General features: G+C 37.9%; 29 protein-coding genes. 5 read left to right on the top strand and 24 right to left on the bottom strand.

Features of this window, described 5'->3' with window-relative positions:
- Positions 1-71: 71 nt before the first annotated feature.
- Complete coding sequence (locus O0236_RS03360; protein WP_268913885.1) at positions 72-536, top strand: low molecular weight protein-tyrosine-phosphatase; 465 nt, start codon at positions 72-74, stop codon at positions 534-536.
- Here O0236_RS03360 and O0236_RS03355 read toward each other — a convergent pair.
- Together O0236_RS03355 and O0236_RS03350 are read right to left on the bottom strand one after the other, a co-directional pair.
- Positions 529-933, bottom strand: a complete 405-nt coding sequence (locus tag O0236_RS03355; protein ID WP_268913886.1) for a class A sortase — start codon at positions 931-933, stop codon at positions 529-531. The two genes, O0236_RS03360 and O0236_RS03355, sit on opposite strands and share 8 nt — an antisense overlap.
- A gap of 78 nt (positions 934-1,011) precedes the next feature.
- Complete coding sequence (locus O0236_RS03350; RefSeq protein ID WP_268913887.1) at positions 1,012-1,281, bottom strand: hypothetical protein; 270 nt, start codon at positions 1,279-1,281, stop codon at positions 1,012-1,014.
- Between the two features lie 36 nt (positions 1,282-1,317).
- On the opposite strand from O0236_RS03350, the gene O0236_RS03345 reads away from it, so the two are divergent.
- Complete coding sequence (locus O0236_RS03345; protein ID WP_268913888.1) at positions 1,318-2,520, top strand: MFS transporter; 1,203 nt, start codon at positions 1,318-1,320, stop codon at positions 2,518-2,520.
- A 95-nt stretch (positions 2,521-2,615) separates the two neighbouring features.
- Here the strand turns inward: O0236_RS03345 and O0236_RS03340 are convergent, their stop codons facing one another.
- The 5 genes from O0236_RS03340 to O0236_RS03320 form a co-directional block, all read right to left on the bottom strand.
- Positions 2,616-2,870: a type B 50S ribosomal protein L31 gene (locus O0236_RS03340; RefSeq protein WP_268913889.1), complete on the bottom strand. Its 255-nt coding sequence runs from the start codon at positions 2,868-2,870 to the stop codon at positions 2,616-2,618.
- Positions 2,871-2,984: 114 nt separating this feature from the next.
- Complete coding sequence (locus O0236_RS03335; protein WP_268913890.1) at positions 2,985-4,256, bottom strand: UDP-N-acetylglucosamine 1-carboxyvinyltransferase; 1,272 nt, start codon at positions 4,254-4,256, stop codon at positions 2,985-2,987.
- Between the two features lie 157 nt (positions 4,257-4,413).
- Positions 4,414-6,030, bottom strand: a complete 1,617-nt coding sequence (locus tag O0236_RS03330; protein ID WP_268913891.1) for a CTP synthase — start codon at positions 6,028-6,030, stop codon at positions 4,414-4,416.
- Between the two features lie 162 nt (positions 6,031-6,192).
- Positions 6,193-6,852, bottom strand: coding sequence for a DNA-directed RNA polymerase subunit delta (gene rpoE / locus O0236_RS03325; RefSeq protein ID WP_268913892.1), 660 nt, complete (start codon positions 6,850-6,852; stop codon positions 6,193-6,195).
- Positions 6,853-6,896: 44 nt separating this feature from the next.
- Complete coding sequence (locus O0236_RS03320) at positions 6,897-7,331, bottom strand: DUF1934 domain-containing protein (protein WP_268913893.1); 435 nt, start codon at positions 7,329-7,331, stop codon at positions 6,897-6,899.
- Positions 7,332-7,468: 137 nt separating this feature from the next.
- Between O0236_RS03320 and O0236_RS03315 the strand changes: the two genes are divergently transcribed.
- From O0236_RS03315 to yidA, 3 genes are read left to right on the top strand one after another with little or no spacing between them, the layout of a single operon-like run.
- Entirely contained in the window at positions 7,469-8,290 is an 822-nt protein-coding gene (locus tag O0236_RS03315; protein WP_268913894.1) for a lipoyl protein ligase domain-containing protein, read from the top strand.
- A gap of 2 nt (positions 8,291-8,292) precedes the next feature.
- Positions 8,293-9,624: an HD domain-containing protein gene (locus tag O0236_RS03310; protein WP_268913895.1), complete on the top strand. Its 1,332-nt coding sequence runs from the start codon at positions 8,293-8,295 to the stop codon at positions 9,622-9,624.
- A 16-nt stretch (positions 9,625-9,640) separates the two neighbouring features.
- Positions 9,641-10,450 (top strand): sugar-phosphatase, encoded by an 810-nt coding sequence (gene yidA / locus O0236_RS03305; protein ID WP_268913897.1) that lies wholly within the window; start codon positions 9,641-9,643, stop codon positions 10,448-10,450.
- A gap of 51 nt (positions 10,451-10,501) precedes the next feature.
- Here the strand turns inward: yidA and O0236_RS03300 are convergent, their stop codons facing one another.
- The 17 genes from O0236_RS03300 to O0236_RS03220 all read right to left on the bottom strand — a co-directional run bounded on the left by O0236_RS03300 (position 10,502) and on the right by O0236_RS03220 (position 26,417).
- Positions 10,502-10,858 (bottom strand): DUF3899 domain-containing protein, encoded by a 357-nt coding sequence (locus tag O0236_RS03300; RefSeq protein WP_268913898.1) that lies wholly within the window; start codon positions 10,856-10,858, stop codon positions 10,502-10,504.
- A complete protein-coding gene (locus tag O0236_RS03295; protein WP_268913899.1) occupies positions 10,858-11,838 on the bottom strand; it encodes a ribose-phosphate diphosphokinase in 981 nt (326 codons plus the stop codon). Before O0236_RS03295 ends, O0236_RS03300 begins: the two co-directional genes overlap by 1 nt.
- An 83-nt stretch (positions 11,839-11,921) precedes the next feature.
- On the bottom strand, positions 11,922-13,298 hold the full coding sequence (glmU, locus tag O0236_RS03290) for a bifunctional UDP-N-acetylglucosamine diphosphorylase/glucosamine-1-phosphate N-acetyltransferase GlmU (protein ID WP_268913900.1): 1,377 nt from the start codon (positions 13,296-13,298) through the stop codon (positions 11,922-11,924).
- Between the two features lie 21 nt (positions 13,299-13,319).
- A complete protein-coding gene (gene purR, locus O0236_RS03285; RefSeq protein ID WP_268913901.1) occupies positions 13,320-14,138 on the bottom strand; it encodes a pur operon repressor in 819 nt (272 codons plus the stop codon).
- 127 nt (positions 14,139-14,265) lie between these two features.
- Positions 14,266-15,066 carry a metal ABC transporter permease gene (locus O0236_RS03280; RefSeq protein ID WP_268913902.1) on the bottom strand — a complete coding sequence of 267 codons (801 nt, stop codon included), beginning with the start codon at positions 15,064-15,066 and terminating at the stop codon, positions 14,266-14,268.
- Entirely contained in the window at positions 15,059-15,742 is a 684-nt protein-coding gene (locus O0236_RS03275; protein WP_268913903.1) for a metal ABC transporter ATP-binding protein, read from the bottom strand. The genes O0236_RS03280 and O0236_RS03275 overlap by 8 nt, the downstream gene beginning before the upstream one ends.
- Before the next feature lie 138 nt (positions 15,743-15,880).
- Positions 15,881-16,738: a 4-(cytidine 5'-diphospho)-2-C-methyl-D-erythritol kinase gene (gene ispE, locus O0236_RS03270; RefSeq protein ID WP_268913904.1), complete on the bottom strand. Its 858-nt coding sequence runs from the start codon at positions 16,736-16,738 to the stop codon at positions 15,881-15,883.
- A gap of 123 nt (positions 16,739-16,861) precedes the next feature.
- Entirely contained in the window at positions 16,862-17,107 is a 246-nt protein-coding gene (locus O0236_RS03265) for a Veg family protein (protein WP_268913905.1), read from the bottom strand.
- 98 nt (positions 17,108-17,205) lie between these two features.
- A complete protein-coding gene (rsmA, locus tag O0236_RS03260) occupies positions 17,206-18,096 on the bottom strand; it encodes a 16S rRNA (adenine(1518)-N(6)/adenine(1519)-N(6))-dimethyltransferase RsmA (protein WP_268913906.1) in 891 nt (296 codons plus the stop codon).
- Entirely contained in the window at positions 18,089-18,661 is a 573-nt protein-coding gene (rnmV, locus tag O0236_RS03255; protein WP_268913907.1) for a ribonuclease M5, read from the bottom strand. Before rnmV ends, rsmA begins: the two co-directional genes overlap by 8 nt.
- Entirely contained in the window at positions 18,648-19,430 is a 783-nt protein-coding gene (locus O0236_RS03250; protein WP_268913909.1) for a TatD family hydrolase, read from the bottom strand. Before O0236_RS03250 ends, rnmV begins: the two co-directional genes overlap by 14 nt.
- Positions 19,431-19,481: 51 nt before the next feature.
- Positions 19,482-21,509 carry a methionine--tRNA ligase gene (gene metG / locus O0236_RS03245; protein WP_268913910.1) on the bottom strand — a complete coding sequence of 676 codons (2,028 nt, stop codon included), beginning with the start codon at positions 21,507-21,509 and terminating at the stop codon, positions 19,482-19,484.
- 82 nt (positions 21,510-21,591) lie between these two features.
- The gene (locus O0236_RS03240; RefSeq protein WP_268913911.1) at positions 21,592-22,440 is read right to left on the bottom strand and encodes a DUF72 domain-containing protein; all 849 of its coding nucleotides are present in this window, start codon (positions 22,438-22,440) and stop codon (positions 21,592-21,594) included.
- 17 nt (positions 22,441-22,457) lie between these two features.
- On the bottom strand, positions 22,458-23,171 hold the full coding sequence (locus O0236_RS03235) for an NAD-dependent protein deacylase (RefSeq protein WP_268913912.1): 714 nt from the start codon (positions 23,169-23,171) through the stop codon (positions 22,458-22,460).
- Between the two features lie 16 nt (positions 23,172-23,187).
- Positions 23,188-24,159, bottom strand: coding sequence for an IpaB/EvcA family protein (locus O0236_RS03230; RefSeq protein ID WP_268913913.1), 972 nt, complete (start codon positions 24,157-24,159; stop codon positions 23,188-23,190).
- Positions 24,152-25,423 carry a hydroxymethylglutaryl-CoA reductase, degradative gene (locus tag O0236_RS03225; RefSeq protein ID WP_268913914.1) on the bottom strand — a complete coding sequence of 424 codons (1,272 nt, stop codon included), beginning with the start codon at positions 25,421-25,423 and terminating at the stop codon, positions 24,152-24,154. Before O0236_RS03225 ends, O0236_RS03230 begins: the two co-directional genes overlap by 8 nt.
- Positions 25,424-25,487: 64 nt before the next feature.
- Positions 25,488-26,417: a Ppx/GppA family phosphatase gene (locus tag O0236_RS03220; RefSeq protein ID WP_268913915.1), complete on the bottom strand. Its 930-nt coding sequence runs from the start codon at positions 26,415-26,417 to the stop codon at positions 25,488-25,490.
- Positions 26,418-26,428 lie beyond the last annotated feature (11 nt).

The following is a 26,428-nucleotide window of genomic DNA, read 5'->3' as shown; positions in this document are numbered from 1 at the left end:
TCAGTCTATTTGCTCTTTAATGATTCCCTTGGTAACATATAGATTACTTTAAAACGAGGTGAACTCAAATTATGAATATTCTTTTCGTTTGTCTAGGCAATATTTGCCGCTCACAAATGGCAGAAACGATGTTTAAACAATTAATTCAACATGATGATCTACAGGAACAAATCAATGTTCAATCAGCTGGTACTAGTAGTTATGAAGAAGGAAATTCCCCTCATCCAGGTGCGATTGCGGAATTAGCAAAACATCATTTATCAATGGATGGTCAAATCAGTCGGCCAATCACGCAGTCAGACTTTGAGTGGGCCGATTTAATTATCGGAATGGATAACCAAAACATCCTAGATTTAACTAAAATTGCACCGAAAAATGCGGTTAGCAAAATTCACCTTTGTCTAAACATCTTAAATAATTCGAATCAGGAAATAGCCGATCCTTGGTATGATCATCGCTTTGATAGAACTTATAATCAATTAGCTGAATCTTTACCAAAATGGCTAAAATATATTAAGAGCGATATGCTTAATTAAATTTCGGTTTCGTGATGGATTGTCTCAAGTTACTGTATGTGTCCTTAATCAGTTCACGTCCTTGATACTTTCCACGAACCATAAGTCGATTTGCCCCTGTTTTATCACAAGTAATCAGGGTAACAATCGGCTTTTTTGTTTGTTTAATAACAGAAATATTGTAAGCAGAAATGAATTTTTTCTGATAAATCACATATTTATAAACGTAGTTCATGTCCGTTAAATAAACCATCTGACCAACCTTAGCACGGTAATAAAGCGGTCCGAATAATATATTATGATCTAACATGTGGTGCCCCGCCAAAGGATAATTACCTGAACCCATTTTTTGATCAGGCCTCATCGTACCTGCAGCTAATGCCAGGGACTGGTTTGAAACTCCCAATCCAATTGACAAGTGTAAACCAGCTTAGGGCGCAATAAGCTGACCAACTACATGAACACTGCTTCCATTCAATCGAGCCAATAGAGCAGTTTAAAAATCTAAGTTAACTACTTTATCAAAGTCGAAGCTAATTCCTGAACTTGCTTGATTAACTGTTCTTGCGTTAGACTTATTTGACGTATGTTTATTTTGTTCAAGTAGTTTTTCATTCTTATCCACTACTTGACGAGAAATCTTTGGCTGATACGACTTGACTAGTTGGTTTTTAAATTGCCGATTAAAAATTAGCAATATAGCCACAATCAAGACGATTATCAAGCCAAAAATAAATAATGTGTGAACTATCTTATTTATTTTCATTTTTAATCTCCACCTTATTTTGAAAGGAAGAACGACTTGGCAAAAAAATTTTCATGGAAACAAAATCTATTCGTCCTTTGGTTTGGAACATTCATGGCTGGTATCGGCTTCTCTGAGGTTATGCCGTTTCTGTCTTTGTATGTTGACACTATGGGACATTTTACTAAGGGCCAACTAAGCTTATATAGTGGTTTGGCCTTTGCAGCAAGCTATTTTATGACGGCACTTGTGTCACCCTTATGGGGAAAATTAGCTGACAAAACTGGTCGAAAATTGATGTTGATCAGAGCTTCCGCCGGATTGACAGTAATTTTCTTCTTAATGGGTACGGCAACGAACGTCTGGCAATTAATTATTTACCGACTAATTCAAGGTGTCTTTTCTGGATACATCAGTAACGCCAACGCGTTAATTGCCACTCAAGTTCCTAAGAAACAATCTGGTCAAGCTTTAGGGACACTGGTAACTGGAAACGTTTCAGGAACACTGCTGGGACCACTACTTGGTGGTACCCTAGCTTCAATTTTTAGTTATCGGTTAACCTTTATCATCACTGGATTCTTATTTGTAATTGTTTTTCTAGTAACCACATTCTTAGTTCACGAGAACTTTGAACCAGTTCAAAAAGAAGCCATGCTTACCACACGAGGAGTTATCAAATCTCTTAGTAACTCACAGTTAGTTTTCGGTATGTTCATCACCACTATGATTATTCAAGCGGCGAACAACTCGATTGCACCAATTTTAGCATTATACGTGCGAGAAATCATGAATAACAGCCCGCAAGCAACCTTCTTCAGTGGAGTAGTTGCTGCCATTCCAGGAATTGCAACATTATTTGCTGCTCCCGCATTAGGTCGGGTTGGCGATCGAATCGGTTCTGAAAAGATATTGATGTTTGGATTCTGTCTTGCCATTATTGTTTACATCCCCATGGCATTTGTAACGAACGTCTGGGAATTGATTGGACTTAGATTCTTGATCGGTATCTCGAACGCATCGATGTTACCCGCTGTTCAAACGATTTTAACGAAAAATACCCCTGCCTACGTAACTGGAAGGATATTTAGTTGGAATCAATCATTTCAGGCAATGGGTAACGTTGCTGGTCCTTTAATTGGGTCATTAGTCTCATCATCGTTCGACTACTCAGGAGTTTTCATTTCCACAGCATTCCTAGTAGTTATCAACTTAGGATTAGTTTATATCAACACTAAATCACTAAGAAAATCTATGTAAGTACAAAAAAGTGGTTAATCCCAAGTCAGGGATTAACCACCTTTTTATTTATCAAAATTAGATAACAAAAAAACGAGGCATAGCCTCGCATTTTATTAGTTGTTTGAAGAAAGACCGTACTTTTTGTTGAATCGGTCCACAGCACCATCTGCTTGGGTAAACTTTTGCTTACCTGTGTAGAAAGGATGTGAGTCAGATGAAATTTCAACACGAATCAATGGATAAGTGTTGCCATCTTCCCATTCAATAGTTTCGTCAGAGTTCTTAGTAGAACCTGCCATAAACTTAAAACCAGTACTTGAATCTTGAAATACAACATTATGGTAATCTGGATGAATTCCTTGTTTCATTATATATCGCTCCTTTGCCCTGAATCAATGTGATGACCCAGAGATTATCGATTAGTCAACTTTGTTATTTTAACATAGAATAAAAATTGATTCAATATCAAATCAGACTAAAATTTAATCACTGACCAATTTCAAATCAGCACCAACAGCAGTTAATTTTTTAACTATACTGCCATAACCTCTAAGAATATTATCAGCATCCAAAATTTCAGTGGTACCGTCAGCCATTAGCCCAGTGATCAATAATGAGGCACCGGCACGGATTTCACCAGCAGAAACTGTAGTTCCGTGGAGGTCATTAGAAGTATCAACTGCAATGATTCCTTCTTCAATATCCTCAGACTTAATGTGGCCGCCAAGCTTAACTAATTCAGAAATGTGTTTGACCCGTTTTGGATAAATCGTGTCAATAATCACACTACGACCATTTGCCTTAAAAAGTAATGGTGTTAGTGGTTGCTGCAAATCAGTTGCGAATCCAGGATAAGGCATTGTCTTAACCTGAATTGGTTGTAGTGAATCAGATGGTCCAACGAAGATACTATCCTCATCTACCTGAAGATTTACACCTAACTCTTCAAGTTTGGCCACAAACGACTCCAAATGTTCCGGAATGACATTAGTAACTGTAATTCCATCACCCATAGCTGCCGCAAGTGATAGATATGTACCAGCTTCAATCCGGTCGGGAATTATCGTATGGGTATTTTTGGCTACTAAAGAGTCAACCCCTTCGATTCTGATTACGTCAGTTCCGGCTCCACGAATGTTGGCACCCATATTATTCAAGAATGTGGCAATATCAATTATTTCTGGCTCTTTAGCAACGTTTCCAAGAACAGTGGTTCCTTTTGCTTTAACCGCTGCTAAAATTGCGTTGATTGTTGCCCCAACTGATACGACATCCAAGAATATTTGTGCTCCGTGAAGACCTTCTTCACCAGTTGTGATAGTAACAGTTCCATTTTCTTCAGTAACGTTTGCCCCAAGGGCCTTAAATGCTTTAATATGTTGATCGATTGGTCGAGGACCAATATTATCACCACCGGGGAAACTTACGGTTGCCCGATGAAATCTACCAAGTAATGCTCCCATAAAGTAATACGATGCACGTAAACTCTTAATGGCTTTACTTGGTAATGGTGCTTCAACAATGTTTGTTGGATCAATGTTTAACACATCATCATGAAAATCGGAGGACACATTCATCGATTCCAAGATAACCATCAGATTATGAACGTCTAGGATATCTGGAACTGAATCAAAGCTCACCGGTGTATCGGCAAGAATAGCAGCAGGAATCAATGCCACCGTGCTATTCTTAGCACCACCAATAGTAATTTCACCGGCTAACTTCTTTCCCCCATTTATAATTAATTTACTCATCGTAAACTTCCTCATTTCTTCTTTCAGACAAATTACATGCCAAGAGATATCTTATAAAAAATAAGGGCAAAATACAATACTTTCAGCCTAATTATACAATTCTATAAAAAAACAGCTCTAATTCAGCATAACACGGAATTAGAGCTGTTAAAATCAATTATTTTGTATTTTCTAGGTAACGATCATTTGCGGCAGCGACAAAGTCACGAAATAATCCTTCTGGACGGTTTGGTCTTGATAAGAATTCTGGGTGATATTGAGCAGCAACAAAGAACTTGTTTGTTGGTACTTCAATGACTTCCACCAAATGATTGTCAGGTGAAGTTCCTGAGAATACTAACCCATGAGCTTCCATTTCTTCACGATAAGCATTGTTAAATTCATAACGATGACGATGACGTTCTGAAATTTCTTCAGCATTGTCATAAGCTGCAGCAGCCTTAGTTCCAGGCTTTAACTTACATGGATATGCACCCAATCTTTGAGTACCACCCATATCAGAAACATCAGCTTGATCAGCCATTAAATCGATAACTTTATGCTCAGTGTTTTGATCCATTTCAGTTGAGTTTGCATCTGCGTAACCCAATACGTCACGAGCAAATTCAACACTAGCCATTTGCATTCCAAGACAGATACCAAGGAATGGGATATCGTTTTCACGAGCATACTTGATGGAAGTAATCATTCCTTCGATTCCACGATCACCAAAGCCACCAGGAACCAAGATCCCATCAGCATGATCAACGAAATCCGCAACATTTTCAGGAGTAACTTTTTCTGCATCAACCATTTCTAAATCAATATCAGCATCCACTGGATATCCAGCATGTTTCAAGGCCTCAGCAACAGAAATGTATGCATCCTGTAGACCAACGTATTTACCAACCAATACAATTTTAATTTTTCTCTTCAAATTCTGAACGTGTTGTTCAAGCTGTTTCCAGTCTTCCATGTCAGCCACGGGTGCTTGAATTCCAAAATGATCAAGTACTTGTTGATCCATGCCTTGTTCTTGTAATCGCAATGGAATTGAATAAAGTGTAGGAACGTCTAATGATTCAATGACCGCTTCTTTTTTAACATCACAAAATAGTGAAATCTTTTGCTTCATAGAATCAGTAACTGGTTTTTCAGACCGAACAACTAGTAGGTTAGGTTGTATTCCTAATCCTCTCAGTTCCTTAACGGAATGTTGTGTTGGCTTAGTCTTCATTTCACCAGCAGCACCTAAGTAAGGAATTAAGGTGGTGTGAATGTAGAATGTGTTCTCTTCACCGACTTCATTCTTCATTTGTCTGATTGCTTCTAGGAATGGCAGTGATTCGATATCACCAACCGTGCCCCCTATTTCAGTAATCACAATATCGGCATTTGACGTTTTAGCAGCCCGCATGATTTTATCTTTGATCATACCAGTGATGTGAGGAATTACTTGAACGGTCGCACCAAGATAATCTCCATGACGCTCTTTACGAAGAACTTCATCATAGATTTTTCCAGTAGTCACGTTCGAATACTTATTTAAATTATTATCAATAAATCGTTCGTAATGACCTAAGTCCAAATCAGTCTCTGTGCCGTCATCCGTAACAAAGACTTCTCCATGTTGGTAGGGGTTCATTGTTCCTGGATCCAAGTTAATGTATGGATCAAACTTTTGAATAGTTACATTTAATCCACGATTCTTAAGTAGTCTACCTAATGATGCGGCAACGATACCCTTGCCTAGTGATGAAACTACTCCTCCGGTAACAAAAATATATTTGGTCATATAAAATTCCTCTCCTCTTAAAATCTGCGGGGGGTAAAAAAATAAAAAATCCCTATTCAAATAATCGAATAGGGAACAAATTAATCATCGTTCTGATGCCCTTGAACATTCAAGGAGCCCAGAAAACATAATACATAATATTCAGGTCAGCGTCAAGATAAATTACTTTTCTTTATCTTCATAACTAGAATCATCACCATCTGTATCATCGTCGTCATCATCATCTGAAGCCAACAAATCATCATCATCGTCGGACAAATCAGTTAATTCGCCTTCGATACCATCGGGTAATTCAGAGTCATCGCTGTCATCATCGTCGCTGTCATCATCAATATCAGCTAAATCATTATCGTATTTACCAATATTAGTATCTGGTGTAGTTTCATCTTCGTCATCAGATTCGTCGTCAAAATCATCATCCTGATCTTCAGGATCATCATCATCGTAATCAATAACGTCGTCATCATCAGAAGCGTCAGCTAAAAAGGCATTAACCTTACGACGCTTCTTTTTCTTTGGTCGATCTTCATCGTCGAGTTCAGTATGAACTGTGGCCTCGTCAATCGATTCGTAGGGATACCAAGTTCTTAAGCCCCAAAGATTGTCACCAAGTGAAATGAAACTACCGTCGATATTTAGATCAGTATAAAACTGAGATAATCGATCTCGAATTTCCTTATTACTATCACCAAGGTATTCTTGAACGGCATTAGCCAAATCAGCGAACGGCATAACGTCTCCGCGCTCCGCTAAAATTGCGTGGGCAACTTCGATCATAGATAGTTCATTTTTGTTTTGGCCTTCAAAGACTTTTAATTCCAAACTGGTACACGTCCTTTCAACAGTCTAAAAGTTACTATACTCGGTTACACCGTAAATTGCAATGATATATTATATTTACCTAACATTTCCTGGCCGGCATAAAGTAGGTAAGAGATTTCAATGGTACCCCTAAGCGGATTCTCTAATAACTCGGCTGTTAGTCCTAAAGTTACTGTTTGTATATCCAAAGGACCATATGGAGTTTTGTATACTGCTGAAATTCGTTTTCCTTCACTAAACATCAGCTGGGAACGATTTTGTCCAGATCTAGTAATCTTAACATCACCATTTCCATTGATCTTAATGGTTACTGGAATCGAACCGCCTTCCACCTCTTCATCATAACGAATATAAATCGCATTACCGATTTCAACAAGTTGACCTTCCATGTCAAATACGAAATTAGACTTCTTGCCATCTTGAAGAATATCCGTTCTCAGATGAATCTGTACTGGTAAATTATTTGCTGGGTTATCCATTTTGCACCTTCTCTTCACACGTTTTTACTAATTAATTATATGCCCCCTGTTAATTTTTTTCATCCATTTAATCCAGTCCGTTAGTAACTTACAAATCTCTGTTATAATTAACATATTCAATTGTAAGGGGCGAACCTATGTTTACTAATTCGATTACTATTTTGGAAGCAAATTATTCACCAATTCATCAATTGGAATCATTTGCAGACACTAATGCCATTTTAGAAATGACTAATAAATTGCAAACGCCGTTTTTACAGTTTTGGACTACGACTACACCAACTGTTATTTTGGGCATCAACGACCGTCATTTGCCTAAGTTAACATCAGGATTAACATTATTAACTAACAAAGATTATAATTATTTTTTACGAAATTCTGGTGGCCTAGCAGTTATCTCTGATCCAGGTGTGTTAAATGTCTCGCTTTTCTTGCCGACAAAAAATCAACAACTATCAGTTGATGAAGCGTATAAAATCATTACTGACCTGATGAAACAGGTCCTACCCGATCTGCCTATCGAAGCTTATGAAATTACGGATTCTTACTGCCCAGGAAAATATGATTTAAGTGTTAATGGTCAAAAAATCGCTGGAATTGCTCAGCGAAGAGAAAAGGATGCAGTTGTGTTGATGCTTTATATGAGTGTATTTGGCAATCAAGATGACCGCAGTAAGATTATCTCAGATTTTTATAAAACCTCTGATGCATACAACCAAACCACTTGGGATTTTCCTAAGATCAATCCTGCCTCAATGACTAGTCTAGTTGAATTAAACGAGCACTATAGTAATAATGAAATTATTAAAAAAATGATTTCTGACACCATTCAAAAGACTTACCAGCTCAACTCAAAGTCAGCGGAAGTTCTTCAAACCGAAGAGTTTAATCAGCTCCGTAATAAACAATTATCAAAAATGAAATTGCGTAACCAACAGTTACCAACCATAGGAGGTTAGGTTTGACATACGCTAATCAAAAATTATCTAAAGAAAAAGTTTTTAGAGATCCTGTCCACAACTATGTTTACGTTAACTATAAAGTTATTCTAGACCTGATCAACACCACCGAATTTCAACGTCTGCGTCGAATTCATCAGTTGGGGACGACACCATTGGTTTTCCACGGGGCAGAACATTCCCGCTTTTCTCATTCGCTTGGCGTATATGAAATCGCCCGCAGAATTACGGAATCATTTGCAAAGAACTATCCTTCTAAAACGCCTGATGACGGCTTATGGAACAGCTCCGAGGAATTAGTCACCCTTTGTGCCGCCCTTCTTCATGACATTGGTCATGGTCCCTATTCTCATACTTTCGAGCATATTTTCCATACGGACCATGAAGCTATCACCCGCCAAATCATTACATCAGATCAAACTGAGATCAACGCGGTTTTGAAACGGGTCAGTCCTGAATTTCCAGAAAAGGTTGCCAGTGTGATCAACAAAACATATCCTAATCGCCAGGTAGTTGAAATTATTTCTAGCCAGCTAGATGCGGATAGAATGGACTATTTATTGAGGGATGCCTACAATACCGGTGTTAAATACGGAACTTTCGACTTGCAGCGAATTCTTGAAGTAATGAGACCATATCATGATGGCATTTGTTTTGAGATCAGTGGTATGCACGCTGTTGAAGATTATATAGTTAGTCGTTTTCAAATGTATCAACAAGTTTATTTTCATCCTGGATCTCGTTCAATGGAAGTAGTTTTAAATCGACTATTGTCACGAGCTAAAGAAGTTTTCCAGAAAACGGTTACTGAAACATCACAAGTGCCCTATCTTTTGCTACCTTTTTTTGAAGACAAATTTGACCTTGATGATTATTTACAATTAGATGATGGTGTTTTAAATACGTACTTTATTCACTGGAAAAGATATTCTGATGATATTTTGGCTGACTTAGCTAGCAGATTTATCGATCGAAAGCCATTCAAATCAGTTCGTTTTACCAATGAAACTAAATCTCTCATTCCAGAATTGCAAAAATTAATTGAGCAAGCCGGTTATAACCCTGAATACTACACATCTACCGATGACAGTTTTGATCAGCCATACGATGCTTACACCCCTGCCAAAAAGCAGATTCAACTAATCCAAGCAGATGGTTCTCTAGTTCAACTATCAGATATTAGCCCAATTGTTAGTGCGATCTCTGATCGTTCCGAAGGTGATAATCGTTTCTTCTTCCCGAAGAATATCTTGACCAGAGAAGAAAACGTCGATCTTTTTCAATCGGAGTATGATGAATTCACTAAGCACATTCACAACGATAAATTAATTTAACTTTAGGAGTATTTTTATGAACATTAAACTTATTGCCATTGATATTGATGGTACCTTGCTTAACGAAAACAACGAATTAGCTCAAGCAACGATTGATGCCGTTAGTGCTGCTCGCAAGCGAGGAGTCAAGGTTGTCCTTTGTACAGGTAGACCGTTAAGTGGTGTTAAACCATATTTAAAAGAACTATCAATCGATGGTAGTGACGAATATGCAATTACCTTTAACGGTGCCATGGCCCAAGATCTTAGTGGTAACATCATTAGTCATCACACTTTAAGCTATGAAGATGTCTTGAGAACTGAGATGTTTGGCCGACTACTTGGTTCCCATTACCAAATTGAAACCACAGATCAAATAATCACTACCAATCAAGAAATCAGCCCATACACCATTGGTGAAAGTTACTTAGTTCGTTTACCAATCGTCTACCAAACTCCAGAACAAATTAAAGATGACTTGGTTATTTCAAAAGCAATGTTCGTTGATCACCCTGAAGTTATTTCTAGAGTGAAAGTTAACATTCCAGAAGAACTCACCGATAGATTGTATGTGGTTCAAAGTGAACCATTCTTCATCGAAATGATGAATAAAAATGCCAGCAAAGGTAATGCCTTAAAAGACCTCGCTGATAGATTGAACATCAGTGCAGATCAAGTTATGGCAATTGGTGACGAAGGAAACGATTTAACAATGATTGAATATGCCGGAACCGGTGTGGCTATGGGCAACGGAATCGACGAAGTTAAACAAGCTGCATCATTTGTAACTAAGAGTAATGCTGAAAATGGTGTTGCATTTGCCATTAATAAATACGTAAACAACTAAAAATAACTAAAAACACCATCGAATTAGACTTTCTAACTCGATGGTGTTTTTTTAAATAATTGTTAATCCAATTCCCAAAATTATCAATAGACCGCCAACATATAAACAATATTTAGTTGGTGCGCTAAATTTGATTGCTTGATTCTTAATGGACCCAACTTCATTAACTTTAGGTTGTTTAGGCAAATTTTCCTGTTCTAGATCGGTCTTTTTCTTGGTGTTGAATCGCCAACCAGTAAACAAGTGACCATTTTTAACAATTAAAAATGCCGCCACAATCATAAAACCTAAGCCAAACATAAAGTTAACGTTTCCAACTGCTAGCATGCTGGAAAAGCCAATACATACTGCATCTACAATCAATATTAACAACCAACTGATCAGCACTGCCGGTTTTAACTTAATCATTAAGCCTCAGATCCATGGAAACGATTTTTAAATAGCGGACTAACAGGTTTGTTTTCGTTAATGCGCTTAATTGCATCCCCAATAAGTGGACCTACAGATACTTCAACAATCTTATCGATTTGTTTCTCGGCTGGTAATTGGATGGTATCAGTAATAACTAGTTTCTTAATTGGTGACTTAGCGATTCGATCAATTGCAGGGCCAGATAATACTGGATGAGTACAGCAAGCATAAACTTCTTTAGCGCCAGCATCCATTAAAGCTTGGGCACCTAAAGTAATCGTTCCGGCAGTATCGATCATATCATCGATCATCAAGCATCGTTTACCCTTAACATCACCAATAATGTTCATAATTTCAGCAACGTTAGCTTCTGGACGACGCTTATCAATGATTGCGATTGGTTTCTCCAAAAATTCAGCCAACGCTCTGGCACGAGATACACCACCGTGGTCAGGGGAAACAATCACAGTATCTTCATCAAAATCATGGTCCAAGAAGTAATCAGCTAACAATGGTGCTCCCATTAAATGGTCAACAGGGATATCAAAGAATCCTTGAATTTGAGCAGCATGTAGGTCAAGAGTAATCAACCGATCCACGCCATCTTTTTGAAGCATATTAGCTACCAATTTAGCTGTAATGGGTTCACGAGATCTTGCCTTACGGTCTTGACGAGCGTACCCATAATATGGAATAACTACGTTGATTGTCTTTGCACTTGCTCTTCGAAGTGCATCGATCATAATCAACAACTCCATAAGATTGTCATTTACAGGAGCTGAAGTGGACTGAATAATGTAAATATTATCGCCACGGATACTTTCATCAATATTAATTCTAATTTCGCCGTCACTAAATCGATCGACAGATGTCTTACCTAGTGGAACCCCCACTGTAGCAGCGATTTTTTCTGCTAGTGGTTTGTTAGAATTTAGAGCAAAGATTTTCAAATGTTCGTCAAAGTATTGCTGAGCCATTAGGATCCTCCAATTTAATTTTTGCTAACTCGTATTGTTGACTTAATTATACAATGAATCCCCCTAAAATATCATCGCTAAAGCTAATCTTTTTGATAAGGTAACTTTTTATAATAACCTGGCTTGTTAGTTTGGCGTTCTCTAGCAATTGCCATGTCGTATCGAGCAACGTCTTTATTGATAGTTGAACCCGCAGCAACAAATGAATGATCAGCAATATTTAATGGCGCAATCAGGTTTGAATTGCTACCAATAAACGAATCATCTCCAACTACAGTTTCATGCTTCTTAGCACCATCATAGTTAACAAAGACGACTCCACATCCAATATTAATGTTTTTGCCTAATTTAGCATTGCCGACGTAAGTCAAATGACCAACTTTAGTATTATCTTCAATCGTTGATTTTTTAACTTCAACAAAGTTTCCTAAATGCACACCTTTACCAATATGTGAGTCGGGACGAAGATGACTGTTAGGACCGATATCTGAGCCTTCAAGCATTTCTGAGTCTTCGATCAATGAAGAAGTCACGGTAACACCATCATGAATTGTTGAGTTACGAATTTCTGAATGAGCACCAATATAACAATCGCTACCAATTACTGTGTGGTTCTTTAATTGAACTCCAGGCTCAATAACTGTATCTGAACCGATTTTAATATCCACATCAATATATGTGTTTTCAGGATCAACAATTGTAACCCCATCTCGCATATGGCTTTCGTTGATTCTTTGTTGCATGATTTTAGTGGCTTTTGATAAGGCAACTCGATCATTAACTCCCATAGACTCATAGAAATCGTCCATTTGATATGCAGCAATCGTCTTGCCCTGCTTCTTCAAGATTTCAATTGCATCTGGAAGATAATATTCTCCTTGAGCATTATCGTTGTTAACTTGATGAAGCGCATCAAATAAAGCCCGGTTGTCAAATGCATATACCCCAGTATTGATTTCGGTAATGGCTTGTTCTTCACTGGTGGCATCTTTTTGTTCAACGATTCGTTCAACGATACCGAGATTATTCCTCACAATTCGACCATATCCAAATGGTTCGTCAGTATGAGAAGTTAAAATAGTGACTGCTGCTTTTTTGTTTTGATGATAATCAAACAAATTATCAAATGTTTGAGAAGTAAATAATGGAGTGTCCCCACTAACAACCATAGTGATTCCATCAAGATCGCCTAAAATATCTTCGGCTTGTAGGACTGCATGACCAGTGCCTAATTGTTCTTCTTGAACTGCATACTTAGTACGATCACCAAGCTCCTCTTCAACTGCCTCAGCACCATGGCCCACAATGGTAACTACGTTGTCCATTTTAGCATGTTCTACTTGAGTTAGAACATGATCCACCATTGTGCGTCCACATACTCGATGAAGTACTTTATAAAGTTTTGATTTCATGCGCGTCCCCTTGCCTGCTGCAAGGATGATCGTGTTTTTTGTTGCCATGCTGTCTTCTCCTATATTAAATTAGTTAAAAATTCTGTCTAAATAGTTACCAGTTTTTGCGATAACTGTATTATCTTCCGCGTCAACAGTCATTAATGATGTGTATTCGCCAATCTTTCGACTTTCAGGCCGTGAACTTTCAGCAACGACCCCAATTCCAACTAAGTTTGCTTCAAACTCTTCAACCATTGAAATCATACCTGAAATCGTTCCACCACCACGCATGTAATCATCAACAATCAATACATTAGCGCCTTTTTGAAGGCTTCGCTTTGACAATGACATTTTTTCAATTCGTTCACTGGACCCAGAAACGTAATTCACATTAACTGTAGATCCCTCAGTGATTTCGATATCATGCCGGACGATAACGAACGGAACATTTAATAGGTTAGCGACACCCTGAGCAATTGGGACACCTTTGGTGGCGATTGTCATCACAGCGTCGACATCCTGATTTAAATACTGGGTAGCAAATATTCTACCAATTTGTCTCAGTGTTTCAGGATCCCCCAATAAGTCTGACATATAAACATAACCGCCTGGAAGATATCGACTTTTATCACTCATTTTGTCCATTAGATCGCCCACAAAGTCAGTAGCTTCTTCTTTTAAAATGTATGGTAAAAATCTGGTTCCCCCGGCTGCTCCAGGAACTGTTTCTAGTAAACCTGTGCCGCGTTCTTGAAAAGTTCTCTTTAAAATCGTTAAATCTTCGCTAATAGATGATTTTGCTGATTCGTATCTCTTAGAAAAAAACGTCAACGGCACAAGTGTATGTGGCCGTTCCAGTAAATAGCGGGTCATATCGATCAATCGATCACTTCTACGTACTTTCAAAAATCCCACCTCAATTTGTATGTAATATCTCTTAAATTCTATCATAAATGTTCGGATTTTGCTGAATCGATTGCTAAATTATAAAATTTTTTTCGGCTAATTTAAGATAAAAAAACCATAGCTCCTCTTAGCTATGGTTCTGAATCGAATTATATAGCAAAGCAATACCATAAATAAGTGCCTCAATAAAAGCAATGAAGAATGTTACTGGCCAGTTAGTTACATATCCTAGGTACAACCCTAACCACACACCAGCTAAAGCAAATCCAACACCTAACATAATCATTGAAAATACGGTGTGAGCGAAATACTTAGCACTAGATGCCGGTAATGTAAGCAGAATAAAAATCAGCAACGATCCAACGATTTGAGCAGCAACACTGACGCTCAATGCCAGTAGTAAAAGAAAGACAATTGAAATTGCTTGAGAATTGACACCGTTGATTTTCGCGCCAATTGAATCAAAAGAGTCGGCCTTTAAATCTCGATAAACAATTAAGACGACGACTAGCACTAATGCTGACAAAATGGCCATTAACTGCACGTCTTGTGCACTGATACCAATTACACTACCAAACAAAATATTGGTAGCATAACTAGCATTTTTTTGCGATATTGACAAAAATAAAATTCCTAAACCGATAAAGAGTCCTGAAATAGCAGATATCACTGATTCTCGACGGGACTCAATCCGACCACTTAACTGGCCAACTAAGATTGAACTGATAGCAGTAAATAAAAGCATCCCGTTCAATGGCGGCCAGCCAATAAAAATACCAAATGAAGCACCAGCAAACCCGATTTCTGACAAAGTATGGGTCATAAAAGACATATTTCTGGCGACTACAAAAGTACCGATGACCGCACTAACGATAGCGATCATTGTTCCAGCAAAGTACGCGTTTCTCATAAATTCTAAATTAAACATTATCCTGATTAAGCACCTCACTTGGTAAATCTTCAATTAGTCCTAATTCATAACCGCCATGCTTCATCCATAAATAATGATCTGGATATTTTGCCATAACTGACACATCATGCGTAATAAACATCACGGTTAATTGTTCTTGAACATTAAGGCGCTTAACAACTCTTAACAGCTCTTGCTTAGCATCTGGATCAAGACTAGCAGTTGATTCATCCAAAATTAACAAATTAGGCTGTTTGACTAACGCTGAAGCAAGGTATGCCCGCTGTTTTTCTCCTCCAGAAGCTTTGCCCATTGAATGGTTAGCAATGTCACTTAAATCAACCATTTCAATTACCCTATTCAAAATCTGTTTTTCTTGTCGGTTCAAAAAAGGTAACCTAATCCCCGTAAACGACAAAGCGATAAAGTCACGAATAGATAGTGGATATTCAATATCAATATTTCTAAATTGAGGCACATAGCCAATCTTAGTATCAGGAGCAAGAATAATTTCACCGCTGGTTGGCTTGAGTTGCTTAAGTAACGTTCTAACGAACGTGGTTTTGCCGACCCCATTGTGACCCAATATTGCGAGAAATTCTCCTCGCTGAACATTCAAGTTAAGATCACTAAGCACTTGCTGACGTCCAAAAGAAACATTTAAGTTATTCACTTGTACAACCTGTTCTGACAATTGTTTCCTCCTGAAAAAAGTAATCATTACTGTTTTAGTTTACAGGTCCATATGTATTTGTCAATGACATTTTTTAGATCATATAGTAATTATGTATTTGTCCATAAAAAAACGATGACGATTGTCTCATCACCGTTGTTACTTAGTTTCAATCGACTGAGCCAAATATACCTCGTTGCAAAAACCCGAAATGCTATTAAAAACTCTTCTTGCACGACTCTGCTTTCGACAAATTCCGTACACTGTCGGACCACTACCAGTCATTAACGATCCATCCGCACCATAGTTAACTAGCCTATGTTTAATAGTCAAAATTTGAGGATATTTTTCTGCAGTTATACCTTCTAGGGTGTTGGCAAGATGCTGATTAATCCCATTGTAATCCTGATGTTGCACCGCTTGAGTCAATGATTTAATGTCCGGATGATCTAATTTGGTACCCGATAGTGACCGAACAATTTTAGGTGTCGAAACACTAATGTTGGGCTTGGCCAACACAAACCACATCTGGGGCAACTTAGGCAAAGGTGTAATAATTTCACCATACCCTGTTACCAGTGCTGTTTTGCCGTACACACAGTAAGGAACGTCGGAATCAATCTGCAAGCCAAATTTTGCTAATTCAAAAATTGAATAACCAGTCGCAAACATTTCGTTTAGTCCACGGAGAACTGCTGCGGCATCAGTTGAACCGCCACCCAGTCCAGCGGCAACCGGAATATTTTTTTCAATGCTGATTTTTAATCCACTTTGAATATGATTGGCTTTGAAAAACAATTCTGCAGCCTTCAAAGCCAGGTTACGACTATCGGCAGGCAGAAAGCCACTATCAGTATCAATTTCAATTGCTTGAGAATCATTTGTCTCCAAGGTAACGTAGTCGCAAAGTGAAATTGAGGTCATTATCATTTCCCATTCAACTTCTTTATTGGAATGAACTAATGGCGCATCCAATCCTAAATTGAGTTTGGCGGGAGCTTTTATGATCATTTTCATTAACAACATCCCCTGACCAACTATATATTATAAAAAGTATACTAAATAATCAGTCAAAAGTCAGTTAGTCACTTTTCAATGACAATTTAGGTATAAAAAAAGGCCTCTCGGCCCCCCAGATTGCTAGTCAATTTGACTTGCATCGAACTCAATTTTGATGTTATTAGTCAAAATATCAGTGTAACTGTAAGAAACTCGATTTAAGCTAGAGTCCTTATCCAATTCAACTACGAACACTGCAGGAAATGTTTCCCGCAAAATCCCCTCGCGCGTAGCAGTTTTTCGTCTCCCAATTTGAGAAGTTACACTAATCCGTTGACCAATATGATCATCAATATCGTGCTTAATCATAGATAATGTGATAGGCACTGCACTCACCTCACGATATCTCAGTATAACATATCGTGAATAAAAACACAAACTTTCTTATCTCTAATCAAACTAATCGAGTTTTCATAAACAGCCATTTAGGCAATCAATCCTTTGGTATTACAACGATTACATAGTTCAACAAATTCTTCTACAGTCAACTCTTCTGGGCGAGCATTGTCACTCAAACCCATTTCGGTAGTAACCTCTTTGATGTTCTCTTTGATTTCAGCGGTTTTACCAAAAATACCCTGTAAATTATTATATAGGCTCTTTCGGCGATGCATGAAACAGCCTCGAACAAATCCTTGAAATTTTTTCAAATCAAATGGTTGCGAACCAGTTTGCTCTTTAGTAGTAATCTTAATAATCGCTGAATCAACTTTTGGACTGGGAATGAATGAATCTTTGCTTACTAAGAATGCAATATCCACATTTTTTTGTTGCTGCATAATTACTGAGAGTGAACCATATGCCTTTGTACTTGGCTTAGCGGTCAATCTCTCAGCAACTTCTTTTTGCATCATAACAACGATTGATTCAATGCGGTCGTCATTGTGCAATAGATCCATGATAATTGGAGTAGTGATGTAATAAGGCAAATTGGCAACAACTTTAACGCTCTTGTTTGTGCCAAACTCTTCGTCAATTACTTGTGGTAAGTTTGCTTTTAGAACATCTTGATTAATAATTTTGATATTCGAATAGTCATGCAGAGTATCGTACAGCACAGGTAGCAAGTTATCATCAATTTCAAATGCGACTACTTTACTGGCATTTTTAGCAAGTTGCTCAGTTAAAGCTCCAATACCAGGGCCAATTTCGACAACTGAGTCATCTTCAGTAATTTCAGCAGTGGTAACGATGCGTCTTAACACGTCAATATCAACTAAAAAGTTCTGACCTAAGCCCTTCTTAGCAAATAGTCTGTACTGATTCAGGATGGCCATGGTTCTGGTCTCGGTCCCAATTTCTAGAAAGTCATTCATTATTTTTTTCCTCAATTTCTCTCATTGCTTGAATAAAATCGGTTCTGGAAATCTGAAACATTGCTAGACGATGTCGTAACTGTTTAGCATTGACATAACCGATATTTAAATATTCTGATAGTTCTCTTCTTCTTTGTTTAGCACCCGTTCCACCCATTAACCCAAAATGTAATAAATCGTCAACAGAGATGGTTTCAACAGGATTATCGTCAACAGTATACACATGTGCCAAAGCTTCTCTAATTGCCTCAGGAGAAGCATGCTCCACTCCTAATGAACCAGTTGAACGTTCAGGAACTGCCTGACTTTTTTTGATAAAAGCATGCTTAGCTTCTGGAACTGCTTCAGAAACGATTTTCCGGATTTTTTCACCAGAAAAGTCGGGATCAGTAAAAATAATGATTCCTCTAGTTTCAGCAACCTTTTCGATCAATTGTAAAGTATCTTCATCAATTGCAGAGCCTCTAGTCTCAATAGTATCTGCATTAACTGCGGCATTGATTCGTTTAGTATCATCTTTTCCTTCAACGACGATTACTTCTTTAATTTTTTTATTTATTGTCATCACTTATCCCGAATAATCTTAAGGTATTTTCGTAGGTATGTCGCGCCACGATTTCTGGGTTTACATCTAATATTCTTGCTAGAGCCTCAACCGTGTAGAGAGTGTAAGCAGGTTCATTTTGCTTACCTCTGAATGGTTCTGGCGCAAGATAAGGTGCATCAGTTTCAACTAACATCTTATCCATTGGTGTCTGTTTGACAGATTCATGAACTTCATGAGTTTTCTTGAAACTGGCTACACCACTATAGGAAACCAACATTCCCAAGTCCAAGAATTTTTGGAGCCATTCTGGATCACCATTAAAACTATGCATAACACCAGAAATTTCACTCACGCCGACTTCTTTTAAGATGGCATAAGTATCTTCAAATGCATCCCGATTATGAATTGAAACTGGCAGATGATACTCTTTAGCAATTTCTAATTGGCGCTTGAATACTGCTTTTTGAACCGCTCTAGGTGATGTTGTTTGGTAATAATCCAATCCGATCTCACCGATTGCGACAACTTTTGGGTTGCTCAATTGATCAATCAACCACTGTTCTTGTTCTTCTTTAAAATAAATTGCATCTTCTGGATGCCAGCCAATAATTGAATACATATCAGCATGTTGTTCAGCCAATGCAATTGACCGTTCATTTAGTACCTGGTTAGACCCAACATTGGCAATTTTTTCCACACCTAACTTTTGTGCGTGTTCAAAGTATCCATTAACATCTTCATACAATGCATCATCGTTTAAATGAGTGTGTGAATCAAATATTTTCATTTTATCCCTCAATTATTGAAAAAGCCGCTTTCTTCTGAAGGCGGCTTTCTCCTATTCTAAAGTTGAGCCATTTGGCAAATGTTCAGGTACTGTAACCAATTCAACATCACCATTATCATGTTCAACAGACAGTAACATACCTTGACTAACTTCACCTTTCATCTTTCGAGGTTTCAAGTTAGCTACGATAATTACTTTTTTACCAACTAATTTATCAAAGTCAGGATACCATTGAGCAATTCCTGATAAGATTTGGCGATCACCATCATCACCAGCATCTAAACGGAATTGTAATAATTTATCGGCGCCGTCAACTTTTTGAACATTTTTGACTTCAGCGACCTTTAACTCAATCTTTTCAAAAGCATCAAACCTAACTTCTTTTTTATCAGAAACCAAACCAGTTTCAGTAGGATCAAAGCTGTTGGCAGCAGCCTCTTTCATCGCAGCACGACCCTTAGCTTTATCAGACTTAGTCATTTGTTCCTTGATAAATGCTACTTCTTCTTCAACATCAAGTCTTGGGAAAATTGGTTGACCCTTTTCCGCAACTTTAACTCCGCCCTTAAGATCAGCAAATGCTAAGTTAGTCAAATCGATTTCGTCTTGGATACCAAGTTGACTAAAGATTTCTTTAGGAGCATGTGTCATGATTGGGCTAACCAACTCAGCTATTACTCTCAATGAGGCCACAAGATGAGCCATCACTGAATCTAATTGTTGTTTCTTTGATTCATCTCTTGCTAATACCCATGGCTCTGTTTGATCAATATATTTATTAGATGCAGCCACTAGCTTCCATGCTTCACTTAAAGCATCTGAGAAGTGTAATTCATTCATAAATGACTTAAAGTTAGCCACTACTTCATTACTTGTTGCTTCTAATTCGTTATCGAAATCAGTCACACCACTTTGTAATTCAGGAACAATACCATCATCGTACTTATTAACCATTGAAACAGTTCTGTTTAACAAGTTACCTAAATCATTGGCCAAGTCATAATTAACACGGTCAACAAAGTCTTCAGGCGTAAAGATCCCATCATTTCCGTAAGGCATTGCCTTAAGTAGGTAATAACGAACGGCGTCTAATCCATAACGTTCCACCAATGTTTCTGGATAGATCACGTTACCTTTAGATTTAGACATTTTACCATTCTTCATCAACAACCAACCATGACCGAATACTTGCTTAGGTAAAGGTAAGCCAAGTGCATGCAAGATAATTGGCCAATAGATAGTATGGAATCTAACGATTTCCTTACCAACCATGTGGACATCAGCTGGCCAATACTTATCAAAGTTGGTTTGATCCTTAGAACCATATCCAAGTGCAGTTATATAGTTAGAAAGTGCGTCGATCCAAACATAAACAACGTGTTTAGGGTCAGACTTAACCGGAACACCCCAGTTAAAGGTTGTTCGGCTAACTGCCAAGTCTTCTAGACCAGGTTCAATAAAGTTTTTGATCATTTCATTCATCCGTGCTTCTGGTTGGATGAAAGTTGGATGCTCGCGATAGTATTGTAGCAACCAGTCAGCATACTTACTCATTTTAAAGAAGTAAGACTGTTCTTTAACCAATTGAACTTCGTGTCCAGATGGTGCTTTACCACCTGTGACCTTGCCATTCTCATCTTTATAAACTTCGGCAAGTTGACTTTCAGTAAAGTACTCTTCATCAGAAACTGAATACCAACCTTCGTATTCGCCAAGGTAAATATCACCTTGTTTTAATAAGCGGTCAAAGATTTCGGCAACTGCTTCTTCGTGGTAATCATCAGTTGTTCGAATAAATTGATCGTTTGAAATTTCCAATGTTTTCCATAATTTTTTAATTTGAGCAGCCATGTCATCAACATAGGCTTGCGGAGTTGTATTAAGAGCTTCCGCTTTTTGTTCGATTTTTAATCCATGTTCATCGGTTCCTGTTAGAAAGAACACGTCAAACCCCATTGCTCGCTTATACCGAGCTTCGGCATCACAAGCAATAGTAGTGTATGAGTTTCCAATGTGCAATCTACCAGAAGGATAGTAGATTGGCGTTGTTATATAGTATGTTGGCTTACTTTCTGCCATGAAAGTACCTCTTTTCATATCGTTTACTTTTTAATAATTACCCTCAAGTATAGCAAAAATCCTTATCTTTGGCGACGTTAACTCAAAATAAATCCATTTGTAATGGTGCCAAACCATTGTACTCAATATTCAAAATTTTCTTTAATCTAAGAGCGTTTTTTGCGGCATCATGGCCAGCATTATTATTAAAAATCACAACAACTTCAGCAACTTGATCAGCAAGCTGTTTCGCCATTGCAGCGATTTCCATTAATTCGTCTTCTGAATAGTTATAAAGCGTTCGTTCAGTTCGCCAATTGCTACTAGAATTTGTCCATCCCTTAACATTGCGACCATGCAGTCGTAAGAATGCCAACGAAGAACTTGTAACCACTGGTTCAAATGGCACCCCAACATTTAATGTATGTGGTTCATCAGGAGTGACAAACGTAAAATTAAGCTCAGTTAAGTAGTTTTTAACATCGCCTTTCACGTTATCTGCATACCAAGAATCGTCTCTAAATTCTACGGAGACAGATAACTGTCCCATCCGACTTTTGATCAATCGCAAGTACTCAATGGATTCCGTATTCAACTGAAATGTTGGTGGAAATTGAAACAAAACCGTTTTTAGTTGATTAGCTTTAATCAATGGTTTAACTGACTTTAAGTATTCTCTAAAAGATTTTTCCCGCTCATCCTCCGTCACTGATTCGCCTTTTGCGATGTCATGAAGAGTCATCAATTGATTGGCTTTGAGAATAAACTGAAAGTTATCTGGCGCTTGGTGCTGCCAATGCTCAATAACTGAAGTTTTGGGAATCGCGTAAAATGGTGTATCCATTTCCACCACTGGGAAATGGCCACTATATTCGCTAAGCTTAGCCTGTTTCTTGCCATCTACAGACAGATCAGGATGATCTGCAAAAGTGGTTAATCCAATATTAATCATCATTGACCTCCACTGCGTTAATTGACCTGTAAATCCTCAAAGAAGTTTGTTGCATTCGTTTTAACCATTGTTATTGGAAAGCCCAAATCTAAAACTTCTTGATTAACTACAACAACCTTAGCACTGTTAAGCCGGTAATCAATCAAGCCGGCGAATGGATAAACTTTCATTGATGTTCCAACCACTACTAAAAGATCACTTGTTGAAACCGCAGCAATACTCCGGCTAATATTTTCACCATTCAAACCTTCGCCATATAAAACGATATTGGGGCGTAAAATACCACCACAATTTTCGTGATGCATGTCGTTTAAGTATTCATGGTAATCAACGTGCTTACCGCATTTAAGACAGTAAACATCAAATAACGTTCCATGAAATTCCACTAAGCTTTTCGTATCAGCTTTTTGATACAAACCATCTATATTTTGAGTGATTACCATGGCATCCCGTTTTTTTGTGAATTCCGATTGTCTTTGGTGAATCACATTAGGCTGAGCATCTGGGTAATACATATTGTGGATCATAAAATCATAGAAGACCTCAGGCTCTTGCCTTAAGCAATCAATGCTTAAGTAGTACTCTGCGGGTCTATCAGTGTGCTGACTGGTGTATAAGCCATTTTTTGATCTGTAATCAGGTATCCCTGATGGCGTCGACACCCCCGCCCCAGTTAGAAACGTAATCTTTTTTGCATTATCAAATAATTCTTGAATTGCTGGTTCAATCATTGAATTCATCCCCAAATTATTCTCGAATAATATATGGCATTTTTAATTCTTCTAACAATTCCTTCACAGTCTTATCGTATGTTTCCTTGAAGAACTCAGCACTATCAGTCTTGCTATCAGGTTCTTCAATTACAAATGAATTCTGATCATCGTTTTTATTGAAGCCCACGTATGCACGATTATCAGTGTTGGCAATCTTCAACTCAGAATGGAAAATTTCGAAAACTTGACGCACTGATAGGTTTAATTGTCTTTCAGATAAGACATTAGAAACTGTGGTAAATTCCGTATTGTGAAGTTGAGGTAATCCCCATGCTTGTAACTGCTCATCAAAGGCCTTAAATAGCTTAACTACATTACGTCGCAAAGCAAATGGCGAATTAGTTGGTTTAGCAGTAATCACTGCATATAATTTTTCAGCAGCTTGGTATGAAACTGGAAAATCTTGGCTTAATTTTTCTTTGTAGGCACTAATCTTATCGCCATAAAATACCATTGCATCCAACAATGTCAAAGAACGCAACGTCTGTTGGTCATCGCCTTCTTTAGGTTCAGGCTTGATAGTTTTATAAATACCTTCTAAATACATAGACTCGATTTCATCATTAATCAAATCATGCTTTCGTTGTTCGCTGACAACTACAAAATGAGAAACAATGTCAAACAGCTCTGTTCCCAACATTTGTAGTTGCTCATCAAGCTTTTCATCACCAGTTGTTAATGGGAAGAATACTTGAGGAAAGCCTCTTAATGTCATCAAAACATGGATCAATTCGTGAGAAGCCGTATAATTTGGCGCACTCAAATCAGAAACTTGAATCATCAATTTTTTACCATCTTGGACTGCTTGTGCTTGATCATGACGAACAAAACCTGCTTGTAAATTACCAATGAACTGAACGGACACTTCTCCATCCCAAAATTGGTCAACCGTATTAATAAGTCCTTGGACTTGATCATTTAATTTAACATCAACATTATTATCCATGTTTATTACTCTCCTTACGGAAATTATTAATTACCTTTTTAATTGTTTCTGAATCGTGTTGGCCAGTTTTTGCCAACATTTTGACAACTTTTTCTACTTCATCAGGAGTGGCTCCATTTGCGATAACGGCAGATTTCACCGCTAGTCCCATATGACCTCGTTGAATTCCCTCTGTTACTAGTGCTTTTAAGGCCGCCAAGTTTTGTGCTAGTCCCACCGAAGCGATTAACATCATCTCTTGTTCGCTATCACTAACTTGTGCAATCTCTTGATTGATTTTAGCCAGAGGAAGTACACGAGTAGCCCCACCAATAAAACCGATTGGAATTGGGATGGTCATCTCACCAACTAAGTATTCGTCATCGATCTGCCAATCAGTTAATCCTTGATATCGACCATCCTTAACGGCAAAACTGTGAACGGCACTTTCCAACGCCCTCCAATCATTACCTAGTGCGATGGCAGCAGCGTCAATTCCATTCATGATTCCTTTGTTATGAGTGGTAGCTCGCACAGCGTCAATTTTGGCAATGTAACTGGCCTCAGATATCTTTTGACCAACTATCTTACCAGACATGCTTCGTGTAGATAATTGGTTAAGAGACGTCTTTCCCTTAACTTTAACTAAGGCATGGTGAGAATCATTGGTTAAAATCGCCATCAGTACCTCCACATTTGCTAGTTCATCCTGTAAGTAGCTTTTAACAGCCTCTAGCATCGAATTAACTATGTTTGCTCCCATTGCCTCACCGGCGTCCACAGTGACGTCTAATGACATATATTGGCCATCTAACCGCCTTGTAGCAACTGAAAGTGCACCACGAGCATAATTCTTAATTGATGGGTGGCTCAAATTTGCCACTTTGACCAAGTTAGCTTGATTTTCAGTTACATACTGTTCAACAGTTTCCGGTGTTTTGCTTTTCAAAATTATCTGACCATCAACCAAGTTACTAATAACAGTTGCTGAAATACCACCATTATCTGAAAGTAACTTGCTACCATTACTGCAAGCTGCTATAACAGAAGGTTCCTCCGTCACCATTGGTACCATATATTCTCTATCATTCACGACTAAATTAGTGGCAATGCCTTCTGGCAACTGATAGTTAGTGAGATAATTTTCGATAATATTCTTAAATTTTGAATCATAGTTCCCATCAATAATAACCTTTGAATTTTCTGCATTATTTATTCGACCCAATACCAAATCCAATCTGGTCAAATAATCATGTTTATAAAAGCCATTATATTTTAAATTCATGTCATCACCACCAATAGCGCCAAAAAGCTGGTCAAGTTTTCTTGCCCCAGCTTTTAGCTACTTCTTATTTATTATAATGCTTCTCAATATATTCTGTGATAATTCCTTCTCGAACTCCACTTTGAGAAAAATATACTTTTTTAGTATCTAAATAATCCATTAACACTACTAGTGGCATCAAACCACCGACGATAATATCTGCTCGATCAGTTTCCAATCCAGGAATCTGTTGTCTATGCTTCATATTACCCCGTAACATGTTCAAAAATGTTCGATTGACTTGTTCATACGATAGATGATATCCATGAATTGCGTCAATTCGTAACATGTTTTGCCGTTTCCGATTAATTCTAGCTAAAGTTCGGTTAGCCCCACCTAAAAGAACAAGTGGCTGTCTTCTCGATTGATTAAGCCAATCAATTTTAGCGAATTCTTTTCTAATATGAAATTGAGCATTGAATAAGTTAGAACCAGAAACTCGATCTGATAAATGAAATCTTTCAGATAAATTTACAGCGCCTATCGGAATGCTAATTAAATTAGTGTTTTTGCTTTTCTTAACAGCAACTAACTCACAACTTGCTCCACCAATATCTAAGATCAAGCAATTCTTAATTCCTAATCTATTGACGACACCGACGTAGTCGTAATATGCTTCTTCATCCCCAGAGAGAACCTGAATTTCAATTCCGATTCTTTGCTTCACTCGGTTCAAAAAATCAGCACTATTGGTCGCTTGGCGAACAGCGGCCGTAGCGATACCAATGACGTTAACGTGATTGTATTGAGAATAAATATCTTTAAAATCTGCCAACGAGGCAATAGTTCTTTTCATCGCAACTTCCTGAAGGACTTTTTTTGCGCCCATTCCCTCAGATAGTCGACTGTCACTCTTAACTCGCTTGATTTCTCGATAAGAGCCGTCATTTTGAATTTGGTTAATTGCCATCCTAACGGAATTAGAACCAACATCCAAGATTACAAGGTTTTCCATACTGAACACCT

The sequence above is a fragment of the Lentilactobacillus sp. SPB1-3 genome, from assembly GCF_026913205.2.
In the GTDB taxonomy this organism is placed as follows: domain Bacteria; phylum Bacillota; class Bacilli; order Lactobacillales; family Lactobacillaceae; genus Lentilactobacillus; species Lentilactobacillus terminaliae.
The sequence above is the reverse complement of the archived record's forward strand: the minus strand, read 5'-3'. Positions and strand labels throughout refer to the sequence as shown.

Coding starts and splice junctions, on each gene's coding strand:
- O0236_RS03360 (WP_268913885.1), top strand. CDS start 72: ATGAATATTCTTTTCGTTTGTCTAGGCAATATTTGCCGCTCACAAATG.
- O0236_RS03350 (WP_268913887.1), bottom strand. CDS start 1,281: ATGAAAATAAATAAGATAGTTCACACATTATTTATTTTTGGCTTGATA.
- O0236_RS03340 (WP_268913889.1), bottom strand. CDS start 2,870: ATGAAACAAGGAATTCATCCAGATTACCATAATGTTGTATTTCAAGAT.
- O0236_RS03335 (WP_268913890.1), bottom strand. CDS start 4,256: ATGAGTAAATTAATTATAAATGGGGGAAAGAAGTTAGCCGGTGAAATT.
- O0236_RS03330 (WP_268913891.1), bottom strand. CDS start 6,030: ATGACCAAATATATTTTTGTTACCGGAGGAGTAGTTTCATCACTAGGC.
- O0236_RS03320 (WP_268913893.1), bottom strand. CDS start 7,331: ATGGATAACCCAGCAAATAATTTACCAGTACAGATTCATCTGAGAACG.
- O0236_RS03315 (WP_268913894.1), top strand. CDS start 7,469: ATGTTTACTAATTCGATTACTATTTTGGAAGCAAATTATTCACCAATT.
- yidA (WP_268913897.1), top strand. CDS start 9,641: ATGAACATTAAACTTATTGCCATTGATATTGATGGTACCTTGCTTAAC.
- O0236_RS03300 (WP_268913898.1), bottom strand. CDS start 10,858: ATGATTAAGTTAAAACCGGCAGTGCTGATCAGTTGGTTGTTAATATTG.
- O0236_RS03295 (WP_268913899.1), bottom strand. CDS start 11,838: ATGGCTCAGCAATACTTTGACGAACATTTGAAAATCTTTGCTCTAAAT.
- glmU (WP_268913900.1), bottom strand. CDS start 13,298: ATGGCAACAAAAAACACGATCATCCTTGCAGCAGGCAAGGGGACGCGC.
- O0236_RS03280 (WP_268913902.1), bottom strand. CDS start 15,066: ATGTTTAATTTAGAATTTATGAGAAACGCGTACTTTGCTGGAACAATG.
- ispE (WP_268913904.1), bottom strand. CDS start 16,738: ATGAAAATGATCATAAAAGCTCCCGCCAAACTCAATTTAGGATTGGAT.
- rsmA (WP_268913906.1), bottom strand. CDS start 18,096: ATGAATGACTTTCTAGAAATTGGGACCGAGACCAGAACCATGGCCATC.
- rnmV (WP_268913907.1), bottom strand. CDS start 18,661: ATGACAATAAATAAAAAAATTAAAGAAGTAATCGTCGTTGAAGGAAAA.
- O0236_RS03250 (WP_268913909.1), bottom strand. CDS start 19,430: ATGAAAATATTTGATTCACACACTCATTTAAACGATGATGCATTGTAT.
- metG (WP_268913910.1), bottom strand. CDS start 21,509: ATGGCAGAAAGTAAGCCAACATACTATATAACAACGCCAATCTACTAT.
- O0236_RS03240 (WP_268913911.1), bottom strand. CDS start 22,440: ATGATTAATATTGGATTAACCACTTTTGCAGATCATCCTGATCTGTCT.
- O0236_RS03235 (WP_268913912.1), bottom strand. CDS start 23,171: ATGATTGAACCAGCAATTCAAGAATTATTTGATAATGCAAAAAAGATT.
- O0236_RS03230 (WP_268913913.1), bottom strand. CDS start 24,159: ATGGATAATAATGTTGATGTTAAATTAAATGATCAAGTCCAAGGACTT.
- O0236_RS03225 (WP_268913914.1), bottom strand. CDS start 25,423: ATGAATTTAAAATATAATGGCTTTTATAAACATGATTATTTGACCAGA.
- O0236_RS03220 (WP_268913915.1), bottom strand. CDS start 26,417: ATGGAAAACCTTGTAATCTTGGATGTTGGTTCTAATTCCGTTAGGATG.